Source organism: Nonomuraea diastatica, from assembly GCF_004349015.1.
Taxonomy (GTDB): Bacteria; Actinomycetota; Actinomycetes; order Streptosporangiales; family Streptosporangiaceae; genus Nonomuraea; species Nonomuraea diastatica.
The window spans coordinates 1-12856 of the sequence record NZ_SMKP01000252.1 but is presented as its reverse complement, the minus strand read 5'-3'; the positions used below and the strand labels follow the sequence as shown (position 1 = coordinate 12856).

General features: G+C 66.1%; 10 protein-coding genes. 5 read left to right on the top strand and 5 right to left on the bottom strand.

Annotation, left to right across the window (positions count from 1 at the left end):
* Positions 1-95: 95 nt before the first annotated feature.
* Both E1294_RS47570 and E1294_RS47565 read left to right on the top strand, forming a co-directional pair.
* Entirely contained in the window at positions 96-5915 is a 5820-nt protein-coding gene (locus tag E1294_RS47570; RefSeq protein ID WP_220448352.1) for a LamG-like jellyroll fold domain-containing protein, read from the top strand.
* A gap of 62 nt (positions 5916-5977) precedes the next feature.
* Positions 5978-6430: a hypothetical protein gene (locus E1294_RS47565; RefSeq protein ID WP_132518681.1), complete on the top strand. Its 453-nt coding sequence runs from the start codon at positions 5978-5980 to the stop codon at positions 6428-6430.
* Between the two features lie 8 nt (positions 6431-6438).
* On the opposite strand, the gene E1294_RS47560 is transcribed toward E1294_RS47565, so the two are convergent.
* The gene (locus E1294_RS47560) at positions 6439-6915 is read right to left on the bottom strand and encodes a hypothetical protein (protein ID WP_132518679.1); all 477 of its coding nucleotides are present in this window, start codon (positions 6913-6915) and stop codon (positions 6439-6441) included.
* A gap of 89 nt (positions 6916-7004) precedes the next feature.
* On the opposite strand from E1294_RS47560, the gene E1294_RS47555 reads away from it, so the two are divergent.
* The gene (locus tag E1294_RS47555) at positions 7005-8162 is read left to right on the top strand and encodes a DUF418 domain-containing protein (protein ID WP_246083792.1); all 1158 of its coding nucleotides are present in this window, start codon (positions 7005-7007) and stop codon (positions 8160-8162) included.
* 51 nt (positions 8163-8213) lie between these two features.
* Here E1294_RS47555 and E1294_RS47550 read toward each other — a convergent pair whose 3' ends face one another.
* A complete protein-coding gene (locus E1294_RS47550; protein WP_246083791.1) occupies positions 8214-8483 on the bottom strand; it encodes a GntR family transcriptional regulator in 270 nt (89 codons plus the stop codon).
* A gap of 65 nt (positions 8484-8548) precedes the next feature.
* Here E1294_RS47550 and E1294_RS47545 point away from each other — a divergent pair, with 65 nt between their 5' ends.
* Positions 8549-8767, top strand: a complete 219-nt coding sequence (locus E1294_RS47545; protein WP_132518677.1) for a hypothetical protein — start codon at positions 8549-8551, stop codon at positions 8765-8767.
* A 63-nt stretch (positions 8768-8830) separates the two neighbouring features.
* On the opposite strand, the gene E1294_RS47540 is transcribed toward E1294_RS47545, so the two are convergent.
* On the bottom strand, positions 8831-9118 hold the full coding sequence (locus E1294_RS47540) for a putative quinol monooxygenase (RefSeq protein ID WP_132518675.1): 288 nt from the start codon (positions 9116-9118) through the stop codon (positions 8831-8833).
* A gap of 406 nt (positions 9119-9524) precedes the next feature.
* Between E1294_RS47540 and E1294_RS47535 the strand changes: the two genes are divergently transcribed.
* A complete protein-coding gene (locus E1294_RS47535) occupies positions 9525-11501 on the top strand; it encodes a sugar transferase (RefSeq protein ID WP_132518673.1) in 1977 nt (658 codons plus the stop codon).
* 68 nt (positions 11502-11569) lie between these two features.
* Here E1294_RS47535 and E1294_RS47530 read toward each other — a convergent pair whose 3' ends face one another.
* Together E1294_RS47530 and E1294_RS55150 are read right to left on the bottom strand one after the other, a co-directional pair.
* A complete protein-coding gene (locus E1294_RS47530) occupies positions 11570-11935 on the bottom strand; it encodes a VapC50 family PIN domain-containing toxin (RefSeq protein ID WP_246083790.1) in 366 nt (121 codons plus the stop codon).
* A gap of 196 nt (positions 11936-12131) precedes the next feature.
* The gene (locus E1294_RS55150; RefSeq protein WP_220448351.1) at positions 12132-12374 is read right to left on the bottom strand and encodes a helix-turn-helix domain-containing protein; all 243 of its coding nucleotides are present in this window, start codon (positions 12372-12374) and stop codon (positions 12132-12134) included.
* Positions 12375-12856: the final 482 nt, after the last annotated feature.

Below are 12856 nucleotides of genomic sequence, written 5' to 3'. Positions count from 1 at the left end.
GTGGGGGCCAGGCCACTGTCCTGGCGGGCACACGGGGGCAGCCCGGCGCACTGGCCGGAACGGGCGACACCGCCACCGCGTTCAAGGGCTCCGGCATGATCCTGCAGCCTGATGCGGTCGGCAGGCTGGCCGGTCAGGTCTCGGTGGAGGCGTGGTTCAAGACCACCCAGCCGGGGACGGTGTTCTCGGCGGGCTTGTCCGGCTCGGCTGACTCAGCCCTGTACGTCGGCACCGACGGCAAGTTACGCGGCCAGTTCCTGCCGAGGGAGTCCGAGGACGACAGCGAATGGTTCACGCCGATCACGTCCCCGGCGGCCGTCAATGACGGCCAATGGCATCACGTGGTGCTGAGCGCGGACAACGGCACCGACCGGCTCTATCTGGATGGACAGCTGGTGGGCAGCCAGGCGACGCCGCGCACGCTCTCCTGGCAGGAGGATGCCCGATTCGCCTCCGGTCCGCTGAACTGGCGTATGCCCGCCCGCGGCGACGGGAACTTCGCTCTGGACGGCCTGCTCGACGAGGCGGCCCTCTACGACCGCGCCCTGACCCTGGCCGACGTACAGGCGCACTACGCGGCGGGCCGATCGGATGCGCGTAACAAGCTGACCAAGGTGACCACTCCCGCGGGCAGAGTGTGGGCGGCCAACTCCTACGACGCAGGCACCGATCGCCTCAAGACCCACACCGACCAGCATGGCGGCACCTGGCAGATCAACGAGCCGGTCATCGACAAGGCCGCCGGGACGTCCACCATCACGGTGAGCGATCCGAACAACGAGAAGCTGACCACCGTCCACGACATCTGGCGCGGCCACCGGCTCACAACCCGGAGCGATCAACTGGCCCAGGAGACGCACTACCAGTACGACACCGGCGGCTTCCTTTCACGCATTGTCGACGCCAACGACAACGTCACTACGCTGACCAACGACGAGCGCGCCAACCCGCTCAGCCGGACCACCTGCCGCAGCGCCGGCAACTGCCAGACCGTTCACCTGTCGTACCTCTTCAACAAGGACAACAAGTACGACCCGCGAAACGACCGCGTGACCATCGCCCGCGACGGCCGCTCCGTTTCCTCCACGGATGACACCTACGCGACCACGTGGGAGTACAACCAGTTCGGCGAGCAGGTCAAGCAGACCACCCCCGCCACCTCCGGCTTTCCCGTGGGCCGCTCGGTCTCGACCTCCTACACCGACGGCACGGAGTCGGCTGTCGGCGGCGGCACTACCCCGGCCGGGTTGGTCGCCTCCCAGACCGATCCCAGGGGCAACACGTGGACCTACCGCTATACGGCGGCCGGTGACCTGGCCGAGCAACGGGACCCCGAGGGATTGCAGGTCGAGCTGGACTATGACGCGTTGGGCCGGCTCCGCGAAAGCTCGCAGGTGTCCGAAGCGCACCCCGGCGGGGTGAAGACCGTCCTGACCTATGACGTGCTGGGCCGTGTGGCGACGCGGACCGAGCCGGGTGTGAAGAACGAGGTGTCCGGTGTCACGCACACCAGGCGCACCGCGTACGCCTATGACCCGGACGGCGCCAGGCTGCGCGAGACGGTCAGCGATCTGACCGGCGGTGACGCCGAGCGCGCGACCGTCTATACCTACGACGATCACGGCAGGGTCGAGACGATCACCGGCCCTGAGGGCGGTGTGGTGCGTCAGAGCTGGAACACCATCGGCAAGCCGGCGACGGTGACGGATGCCAGGGGCGCGGTGGTCGAGCACGCCTACAGCAAGCGCGGTGAGCTGATTACCCAGACGTTGAAGGGTTGGACCGGCAGCCCGGTCGACCCGCAACCCGCCACGGACAAGGTCCTGGCGTCGTTCGGCTACGACGCGGCCGGCCGCCTCGTGGCCCAGTCCGATGCGATGGGCCGCAAGACCTCCTTCGACTACTTCGGCGACAACCTGCTCGCCAAGAAGATCGCCGACGACGTGAAGCTGAACGGCTCGGCGACCGCACGGGACGTCGTGCTGGAGAACCACACCTACGATGCGGCGGGCAACCAGATCAAGCTGGTCACCGGCGGCGAGAAGAAGTTGACGACCGAGAGTGTCTACGACGCGGCCGGTTTCCTGACCTCGCAGACGTTCGACCCCGGCGGGCTGGACCGCAGGATCGCGTTCACCTACGACGCCAACGGCAACCTCATCAAGACCACCCGTACCAGCGCCGGCAGCGACCGTGCTGAGGTCACCGAACAGGCCTACACCAAGACGAACCTGCCTACGAGGACGACCGTCGAGAACGGCGAGGAGGACCTCGTCACGACCGTCGAGTATGACGATCGCGGACTGGCCGTCGCCATGACCGACCCGCGCGGCAACGTGGCGGGCGCGAACAAGGAGGCGTACACCACCGAGATGCGCTACGACGCGCTCGGCCGCCTCACAGCAGCCACCGGACCGCAGGTCAAGGTCGAAAAAGCCGGCACGGCCGCCGACGCGCGCCCCACCGTGCGGTTCGGCTACGACACGCTCGGCGCCCAGACGCACGAGACGGACGCCGAGGGCCGTACCGTGGTCTCGGTTTTCGACAAGGCCGGCCGCCTGACCGGCCAGAAGGCGCCCAGCTACACCCCGCCCGGCGGCACCGCGCTCACCCCGACCACCACGTGGCACACCTACGACGCGGCCGGCCAGCTCACCTCCACCACCGACCCGCGCGGCCAGACCACCACTTTCGAGTACGACAGGCTCGGCCGGCAGGTGCGCGTCACCGACCCCGCCCCCGAGGGGCAGCAGGGCGGGACGTGGGTGACGGAGTACGACATGGCCGGGGAGAAGCTCGCCACGGTCGACCCGACCGGCGCGCGTACCGGGGCGACCTATGACGACCTCGGCCGGCAGATCACCGCCACGCAGATCGAACGCAAGCCCTCCACGGCGTCCTACACCACCACCATGGAGTACGACGACGCGGGCCGGCTGGTCAAGCAGACCGCGCCGGGCGGCAAGGTCACCTCTTACGGCGTGAACGCGGCCGGTGAGGTCACCTCCGTGACCGACCCGAACAACAACACGACCGGCATGGTCTACGACCTGGCCGGACGGCTGATCAAGACCATCGACCCCAACGGCAACGCGACCACCGCCGGCTATGACCTGGCCGGCCGGCAGATCACCGCAAAAGACCTCGACGGCAGCGGCGGCGTTCTGCGCGCCTACGGTTTCGGCTACGACGCCGCGGGCAACCAGACCAGCGTCACCTCCCCCGAGGGCCACGTCACCCAGCAGAGGTTCGACGCCCTGGGACGCCCCACCGCGCTCGTCGAGCCGGTCTCGGACGGCGAGTCGATCACCACGAGTCTCGGCTACGACGCGACCGGCGCCCGCACCCGGCTCACCGACGGGCGGGGCAACGCCACCTGGACCACCTACAACAGTCTCGGTTTGGCCGAATCGGTGACCGAACCGGCCACCACGGCGCACCCGGATGCGGCCGACCGCACCTGGACCCACCTCTACGACGCGGCGGGCAACCCGGTGGCCACCCTCCAGCCCGGCGGCGTCCGCATCGACCGCGTCTTCGACCACCTCGGCCGCCTCACCAAGGAGAACGGCGCGGGCGGCGGCGCCGCCACCGCCGAGCGCACCTTCGGCTACGACCTGGCCAACCGCATGACCACCGCCGGGAACCTGAGCGTCGACTACAACGACCGCGACCTGCCCCTGACGGTGACGCGCGGCAGCACCCAGGAAACCGCCTACAGCTACGACGCGCTCGGCAACCCCACCCAGCGCATCGACGCCGCCGGCACCGCCACCTTCACCTGGGACAACGCCAGCCGCTTGAAGACTGCGACCGACCCGGTGACCGGCCGCACCCTCACCTACGGCTACGACCCGGCCAGCCGCCTGAAGACCGTCACCGCCACCAGCGGCCAGGCGAGCACCCAGAGTTTCGACTACGACCCTATGGATCGCCTTACCGGTCAGACGCTCGAGAACGGTTCCGGCACCCAGCTCGCGAAGATCACCTACGGCTGGGACGCCGACGACAACCTCACCACCAAGACCACCGCGGGCACGGCCGGGGCAGGCACCCACACCTACGCCTACGACCACGCCGGCCGCCTCACCTCCTGGACCGCCCCCGACGGCGCCACCACCGCCTACGAATGGGACGCCGCCGGAAACCGCACCAAGGCCGGCGACAAGACCTTCACCTACGACGAACGCAACCGGCTGCTGACCGGCGACGGAAGCACCTACACCTACACCCCACGGGGCACCCTGGCCACCCAGACCAAGGCCGGCACCACCACCTACACGTTCGACGCCTTCGACCGGCTCATCGCCGACGGCGACAGCATCTACGCCTACGACGCCCTCGACCGCCTCACCAGCCGCATCCACGGCACCACCAAGCAGACCTTCGCCTACTCCGGGCTCGGCAACGACCTGGCCGCCATCACCGACAGCGGCGGCGCCGTCCAAGCCAGGTATGCCCGCGACCTTGGTGGCGGCCTGCTCGGCCTCAAAGAAGGCACCAGCGCGGCGGTGGCCGCGTTCACCGACCTGCACGGCGACCTGGTGGCCACCTACACCAGCACCCTGCAGACCTCCACCGTCTACGACCCGTTCGGCTCCGTCACCGCCCGGACCGGAACCACAACCCAGCTCGGCTACCAGGGCGAATACACCGACCCGGACACCGGCAAGGTCAACATGCACGCCCGCTGGTACCAACCCGGCACCGCCACCTTCACCAGCCGCGACACCATGACCCTGAACCCCAACCCCTCGATCCAGGCCAACCGCTACACCTACGCCAACGCCTCCCCCCTCACCGGCACCGACCCCACCGGCCACAACACCGTTCCGGGTGGTTCGCTCAGGGAAGCCGGATGGGCCAGTGGCGGCTGTATTTCCAGCGGGAGCATCTGTCACGAGACGTTCGTGCACCAGCAATGGTGGAGCGACTTCGTGATCGACAACGAGTGGTGGTTCGCCAGTCCCGGTTTCTCCGATGAGGAGATCGAACGTCTCGGTTACAAGATCATGCCGAACGGAAGAGAGATCGACCAACCGAACTTCTGGTTCGCCGACGAAAAGGTGCAGAACGCGTACATGGCCGGCTGGTCCGTGAGGATGACGAACGACGACCTGGCAGCGAGCTGGGTGATGGTCGGCGGACTGGCCAGTATGGAAGCAATGGAGAGAGCCGCCGCGAAGAATCCCGACGATCCACGGCTCGCAGGCTTCAAAGTGAACGGCTACGGTGAGCTGTCTCCTGACATGAAGCTTATGGGTGGGAGCATCTCCGGCCCTGATGTCCGATACGAGTACTACAGTAAATACAAGCGCCTGTTGAGCCTCAAATCAGAGATCACCAGGGCGGCGAAAGAGCACGGTGTGGACCGGAGGGCGCTGGCCGCGGTCCTGATTTATGAAATGTCCCACTGGGAGCCGACCGGTGGATATCCGGGTGACGCCGTTGGAGAACGAGAAGGATGGCTGGACACAACATCACTGGGGATCGGTCAGATGCAGATCGGCACGGCCAAAAAAATGATGAACAAGTATTACAAGAACATGGCGAAGGAGTTGAGCAACGAAGACATCGGGCGCATCCTAAATCATAACGCTTCCTTCGCGATCCGCCTCGCCGCCGCATATCTGCGGCACCTCAAGGAATCAATAGTCGTTCCCGGCGGGCCGAACCGGGATGGTCGTGAGAACACCACTCGTCATATCAATGACTGGGAAGCCGCAGTCGCCTATGGCATCAATCCTCACGACTTCGAGCGATGGCGGAATGGTGGGCCTGCTCCCACGGCCGAGGCTCAGAAGCGATGGAACGCCATCTATGGTTGGGTGCGGAACGCGGCCAACGAATACTGGGACTGCGTGAACGGCCCGTCATGTAAGGCGCCGGCGCCTGCATACAATCCATGGCAGTAGGAAGCGTGGCAATGCGGAAGATAAGTGTAAGGTCCCTGGCTCTGTCGGCGACTGTCGTGGTCATGGCCATCGGTCTGCTCTGCGGCCTGGCCTATGCGGCTATCGGCTGGTTCTGGGTGGCAAAGCCGCTTGAGGTGGATGCCGGCGCGATCAGTCAGATCGAAAAAGTCGGCGGTGTTGTGGCGCGGACCGAGTTGCGCTACACGGAGGCGGACTCGGTCATCGTGACAGAATATCTCATCGTCGATCGCCGGCTCGCTGACGAAGGGGCGGCCGTGGACGATGTTTCTCGTGCCCTGCAGTCCAATAACTGGAAGGTGGTGACGCAACTGAGCTATCCCGGCGTACAACTGCGATCCGGTCAGTGGCCCGACCATCTTCTGACCCTTGAGACGCCGGACGGAACTAATCTGTCGCTCAATGACAAACTCGGGCAGGCGGTAAGAGAGGCGCAGGCCGTGGCACGATACCCGGACGCTCTTGTAGTCCTGAGCGTGCGTCGGACGGACACCTAGGGCCGTTCTCATTCGGCGGAATTCCATGACGCTGTTACGCGACCGTCGGGCAGGGAAATGTCCAGTCGCCGGCACCAGGATTGTGGAGGTGTCCATCCGCCGGCCGGCGTGAAGTTCAGCCGCAGCAGGCGGGCGGAGCCGGGAACCGGCCCGCCCAGGTGGCGAGTTCCGTGCGCGGCCGCCTCGCCGTCCGGGTCGAATGCACCGTTGTTGTGGTCGTTGTAGGAAGTGCCGAGGTCGTCCTCCGTGGACAAAATCCAGTACCAGAAGGGGCCCTTGGTCTCCTCCTCCTGTTGCCGCAGTCCTGGCACGAACTCGTAGTGCAGCACGCCGCCGGCCTCCGTCAGCTCCAGCCCGCGGGCGACCATGTGGTGGTCTTCTACCAGCCCTCCGAGATCGACGTCGGAGATGATGTCGAGACGTATCAACCCGCCCATCCTGGAAAGGTCGGCGTCGGTGGCCGTGCGCGGCGGAATCTGGGTCATGGTTCCTGGCATCGGGCACGATCAGGAACTGGCCGACCATAGGACGTCGCCACTGCCTGCTGTAACCTCGGCCGAAAGTACGACCATGGATGCCGCTGACCCTGCTTTCGACCGATACCGTCCCCGCGGACGACCCTGCAGCATTCGGCTTCATGTCTCGCGAAGAGTTCCCCCGAGAACCGACCAGCGATCCCGATCACCCTCTCCCGCACGATGCCACCGCCTCCACCGGTCGGTCCAGGGCCGCTGCGCCCGCGCGCAGCCAGCCGCAGGCAGCTGCGCTCGCCTCTGGCCGGCCCCGGATTATCGCGCTCGACGTGCTGCGCGGGTTCACGTTGTGCGAGATCCTGTTCGCCAACATCCAGCTGATCGCCAATCACGGCACCGCCGTCGTGACGCAGCCCATGGGCGACTGGGACCCGTGGCTCGGGTTACCGATCTTCTCCCTGCTGTTCGGCATCGGATTCACGCTGCTGCTGGACTCCGCCGCCGACCGCGTCTCCCGCCCGTGGCTGGTTCTGCTGCGTCGGCTTGTGGCGCTGCTCGCGATCGGGCTCGTGCACATGTTGGTGTGGCCGGGGGAGATCCTGACCAAGTACGCGGTCGTCGGCGTGCTGGTGCTGCTGCCCTCGTCCTGGCTGCCGCGATGGGCCGTGGCAGGCCTCGCCGCCGTGCTCGTTCCGGTGGCGTTGTTCGGCGGGGGTGGGCCTCTGCTGATCGCCGGGCTGTTCCTCCTCGGGTCGGCGCTGGTTCGATACGGGGTGATTGAGCAGATTGAGCGGTCCACCCGGGGGCCGCTTCTGCTGGGGCTGGTCTTCGGGGCGGGGGCGGCGTCTGCCTTGTGGGTGCACGCTCAAGTGGAGATCGGGGCGGACCCGATGCAGCCGTCGTTCACGTCCGGCCTGGCCGATCTGCTGATCGCCGGTGTGGTCGTGTGCGCCCTGCTGGTCCTGCTCAGGACGCCGCTGCGACCGGTGTTGCGGTTTGTCTTCGCGCCGCTGGGCCGGATGGCTCTGACCAATTACCTGACCGCCACACTTCTCGTCCTGGCGGCCAGTCGCATCCTCGGCCTGCCGGTCGGCCAGTCCTTGCAGGTGGCGTTCCTGACCGCGGGAGCCATCCTCGCGGTCCAGTGGCTGCTGTCCGCCCTGTGGCTGCGCCGCTACCGCCAAGGCCCGCTCGAATGGCTCTGGCGCTGGGCCACCTGGGCCCGCCGCCCGCCCTTCGGCCGGGTTGGGACGGGATGAGCTCAGCGCCCGCGGCAGTGGGTCGCGAGTGTCAAGCCCACAGCATCCCGTTCATGCGCCGTCGGGAATGCTGACGAAGCTGCCCATGCCTCGCACCGTGTAGATGGAGCCCTCCTCGAGGAGGGCTCTCATGGTCTTGTGCGCCGTCATGCGAGCGATGCCGAACTCCTGCATGAGGTCGTTTTCGCTCGGGACCCGGGAGCCGGGACGGTACGTCCCCTCGGCGATGCGCCCGCGAATCACCCGGGCGACCTGCTGCCATCGGGGCTGGTCTTCGCGGAACTCCATCACGAGGTCACTGTAGGAACCGTGCAATTCCATCGATCTCCGGATGGCACTATGGAGCACTACAGACAAGCTCAAACCTGCCCTCCTACCCTGTCGGCATGACTCAACCTCCCCACGACCTCGGCCTCATCCGGAAGACGTTCCCTGACTGGTCGTGCTTCCGCAGCGACGCGGGCATCTTCTACGCGACGCGGCGCGGCACCACGCTCAGCAACACGGCAATCGAACGAGGGCTCCAGCAGACTGTGAGCGCCGATGATGTCGCGACTTTCGTGGAGCTTCTGCGTGACCAGGGCGGCAGGCGTACGACGACATGACAGCCCGGAGCCGTTCGCCTGGGGCGCCTTCCGCGGTCGGCACCCATTGCGCCCGCGCTCGGTTCAGGTCAGCGAGCGAACGCCCGCGACGTCGTACTCGGCCACCGAGGCGGCGAGTATCGCAGCGCGTTGCGTGTCGCCGGGGCCGCTGCCGCGGAACGCCTCGACGGCCGTCTGCGACTCCCAGCGCTCGAAGATGTTGATACGGCGGACATCTGCCAGGTCCGCACTGATGGCGAAGTCAAGGCAGCCGGGTGCGCGGCGGGCCAGCTCAATGGCGCCCACGCAGTCCGCGAGATAGCGCTCGCGCTGCTGCGGGTCGATGACTATATGGCCGGCGACGATGACCATGTGCTGCTCCTCTGCCGAGTCCGAACTGACCATTGCGAGCTATGACCGTCGAGCGAGCAGAAACTCATCGGTACGCGCACAACGAACACGACGATCCACCGCCGCGCCCGACAACCCCGCTGGGATGAGAGCGCATTCTCGCTTGGCCGCATGCGCAGGTGGACCATGGGCCGCTCCCCCGCACATCCCGACCGCCGTCTTCAACCCCCGGATCTCACCACGTGAGAACGCTCCAGCTCTGGCGCCCTGCTGGTCCTGCTCAGGACGCCACTGCGGCCGGTGCTGCGGGCCGTCACATCGCGGCATCCTGACCCTTATTGCGCCGTTCGGCCAGCCTTGTACACTCTTGACAGCTTATTGACAAGATCAACACTTTCGTCGGTTACGGTCGCTGGAGTCGCCAACCATGCTGGAATCCGGATTCTCAGCCAAACTCTGGACGGGAGCCGGGGGTGGCGTCCAGGACGCGGCGCACGCCCTGCGGGTTGGTGTGGACGAGTTCTGCGACGCGATGAGCGAGCGGCCGTTCGGGAGTGACGAGCTGGGCCGAGCCCTGTACGAGGGCGACCGGACGCGGAAGGCGCCGGGTTTCGTGGGGCTGCGCGACGCCCTGTTGGACAACCTGGTCGGGACGGTGAATCTGCTCCAAGGCATGGGCGCCGGGATGGTCAGCACCGGTGCCGTCTACCACAGCGCGAACAGCGCGAACATGGACGTTCTGGAAGGCCGGCGGTCCCTTCGGCCCTCGCCATCCGCAGCGTTGGCGGATATCGAGGCATATCGGCCGGTGATCGATGGAGGCAGGCTGCCCTCGACGATCGAGCCGCCCAGTTTCGTGCAGCAGGCGGCATGGTTCTTCGAGGCCGTGGGTTTCGGATGTGCGTACCCTGACGGAGACATCGGCAAGGTGAACCAGCTCCGCGAGGCCGCGCTGTCGATCGGCCGTGTGATCGATCGGGTGTCAGAGGAGGTCGACCAGCACGGGGGGCGGGTGATCGCGTCAGGGCTCGGACCAAGCACGGACGAGTTCAGGAAGGCCGTGAAAATGGTCTCCGGCGAGAAAGGGCTGCTGGAGGAGCTGAAACGGCAGTCGGATGAGCTCGCCGACTACTGCCAGACGGGGATGGACGCGATCGCCAAGGCGCAGTGGCACTTCTGGGCAGCCGCCGCCTTCGTGGTGACGTTGGTGTATGTGGCGACCGTTATCAACCCCTATCTCAATGCCTGGCTGGCGACGATCATCCGGCTGGAGGGGCTGGCACTGCAGATCACTCTGCGGATCATTCGCGAGGCCGTGCTGGGCATGGCCTTCGCCGGCGGGCTGAACGTGATCGACCAGTTGTTCGCCACCGGCGACATCGATCTGTCGGAGCTGCTGCAGATGGCATGGCACGGGGCGGTCGCGGGCGGCCTCATGGGCGGCGCGCACGGCGCCCTGCCCTCACTTCTGCGCAAGGGCGGGCCGCTGTTGACCGGCCTGGCCGCGGCGATGGAGAAACCGGGCTGGGAACGGGTCTTCTCCCGCCTCCTCGTAGGTGGGGCGGTGGGCACCGGCGCCATGGCCACGGCCGGATTCGCGAGCGGGCACGGTTGGGACTGGAAACATGCCGCACAGGCCGGCTTCGGCATGGCGCTCCTCGGCACCAGCGCGGAACTGGCCGGCATGACATTTCTGGCCGGTCGGCGGCGCGAGTCACCCGAACTGGCGCTGCGCCTGCCATGGGAACCCTTCCCCACAAAGGGACTGCCGTGGCTGCGCAGCCCCGAGAAGAGGTGGATGGAGTTCAAATGGTCCATGGCGTTCATGCCCCTCGCCGCTCCTGTGGCCAGCTTCACAGCGTTGCTGAAGTTCGCCGAGGACGGCAAGAGCCCCTTCATGAAGCAGCCACGGCTTGGCAAAAATGGCGAACTTTTCGAGATGTGGAAATTCCGCTCGATGAAGAGCGCCGATGGCATGGATTCCAGCCTGGGATCCTCCGACACCCGGGTCACAAGGTTCGGCAAGCTCATGCGAGCCGCCGGATGGGATGAACTCCCGCAGCTCCCGCAGGTTGCCAGGGGGCAGATGTCGTTCATCGGACCCCGTTCCCTGGTGCAGGCGACACATGACGAAATGGCGCGCGATCTGAGTCCGCAGGTCAACCACACGTGGTCGACGGGCAAGAAGGCGGTCACTCCGGGGATGTGGAGCCACTTCGGGTACTACAAGGAGTACTTCGGCTATGAGGCGGCTTCCCCGCAGTTCAACGGGCTACGGGGGAAACTGGACAACTGGTATTTCCATCACGCCAGTGAGACGATCGACCGCGAGCATTTCCGTAAGGAATTCGGGAAGATGATGAGGGCCTGGGGTTCCGCGGTGACGGGGGGAGGGAAGAGCTGAGCCCGTTTCGCGTGCCCATATTCGAAGCGGAACCGCTCGGGGCGGGTGTCAGGGAAGCGGCGGGATAGTTACCCGACTTGTCGTCTCACTTCACCAGCGAACCCCGATAGGCCTGTCCGCTCCGGCGCGGTCATGAGGCCAAGTACGGTCCTGGGGTCACGCTTGTAACTATCGGCCTGCTCGCGCAGCGTTCGCAGGACGATCCGAGGCATCGCGTCCGACAGGCCGAACAGGAAAGCGTCAGGAGTGAGTAGTTCGATGTCGTATGGCTCGCGGGCGTGTGCAGGGAAATCCTTGACATTGACACTCACCACAGCGTTCGCCTGTGCAGAGACTGCGGCGGCCAGCACGTGGCGGTCCTTATCGTCACAGGTCATCGTGGCGATAAGTGGCTCGTAGCCGATTACTACGGCGTCGTCGAATGCGAACCTCATCTGCCACGAGTCGACTGACGGTCTGGGCTGGGATGCCGGCCCCGATGAGGTTGCGGTCTAGTTCGTCAAGAACGCCGCTTGACCACAGAGGCCGGAACAGACCTGTCTCTTCCAGGCGGAGCAGCGTGTGTCGCAGATAGGCCGGATACAACAGGCACGTGTCGAGTATGACACTGAAGGTCATCCTGCCCTCCGGTCATCTGGTCTTACGTGGATCGGCCGTAACCTCGTACAGATCGGCTTCTTCGGAGATCTCTACCATCCGGTCCAGGGATGCCTGGCGTTGATGACGGCGGCGCTCCTGGTAAGCCAGCACATCGCGGAGCAGAAACCTACGATGACGCCCAGGTTGCTCGAAGGGAATCTCACCGCGTTCCAGTAGCCGGACCACCGTAGGGCGGCTCACGCCTAGCAGGTCCGCTGCTTCCTGGGTGGTCATCGTCCGGTGGTGAGGGGCGATCGTCACCGCCTGCCCAGCGGCTATCACCGCACCACCAACTGGAGCACCTCGAACACCTCGTCAGGTAGGACGATTCGCTCTCCCCCGCTCCTACCAACTCCGCGTGGCCGCTGGACGAATGCCTGATCGCATCGACCAATTGATCAAGAGGGACTCCCGGCGGCAGGACCGTCCGCTCGGCAAGCTCAGTCGTCATGGGGCCTCCTCACACTCATCTCCACCCTGCCAAGAAACGAACGAAACGAACATCTAGTGCCATCCACGAGGGTGAGCGCAAGTCGCAGGGCGCATCCCGCCCTGATCGATCTCCTCAAGGGAGTTCGGGATCGCCAACGCCTTCTTCTCGTCCTTCGCGGGTGGTGCCTGGGCGACGCCCCTGGAAGGAGTGCAGCCCGAGCGGAGTGAGGACCGCTCGGGGTGGGCATCGGAGGGTCAAGCCGGTCGACGGGCAACGGGTGGGC

Coding starts and splice junctions, on each gene's coding strand:
- E1294_RS47570 (WP_220448352.1), top strand. CDS start 96: ATGATCCTGCAGCCTGATGCGGTCGGCAGGCTGGCCGGTCAGGTCTCG.
- E1294_RS47550 (WP_246083791.1), bottom strand. CDS start 8,483: ATGGAATTGCACGGTTCCTACAGTGACCTCGTGATGGAGTTCCGCGAA.
- E1294_RS47560 (WP_132518679.1), bottom strand. CDS start 6,915: ATGACCCAGATTCCGCCGCGCACGGCCACCGACGCCGACCTTTCCAGG.
- E1294_RS47530 (WP_246083790.1), bottom strand. CDS start 11,935: ATGAGGTTCGCATTCGACGACGCCGTAGTAATCGGCTACGAGCCACTT.
- E1294_RS47545 (WP_132518677.1), top strand. CDS start 8,549: ATGACTCAACCTCCCCACGACCTCGGCCTCATCCGGAAGACGTTCCCT.
- E1294_RS47555 (WP_246083792.1), top strand. CDS start 7,005: ATGCCGCTGACCCTGCTTTCGACCGATACCGTCCCCGCGGACGACCCT.
- E1294_RS47540 (WP_132518675.1), bottom strand. CDS start 9,118: ATGGTCATCGTCGCCGGCCATATAGTCATCGACCCGCAGCAGCGCGAG.
- E1294_RS47535 (WP_132518673.1), top strand. CDS start 9,525: ATGCTGGAATCCGGATTCTCAGCCAAACTCTGGACGGGAGCCGGGGGT.
- E1294_RS55150 (WP_220448351.1), bottom strand. CDS start 12,374: ATGACCACCCAGGAAGCAGCGGACCTGCTAGGCGTGAGCCGCCCTACG.
- E1294_RS47565 (WP_132518681.1), top strand. CDS start 5,978: ATGGCCATCGGTCTGCTCTGCGGCCTGGCCTATGCGGCTATCGGCTGG.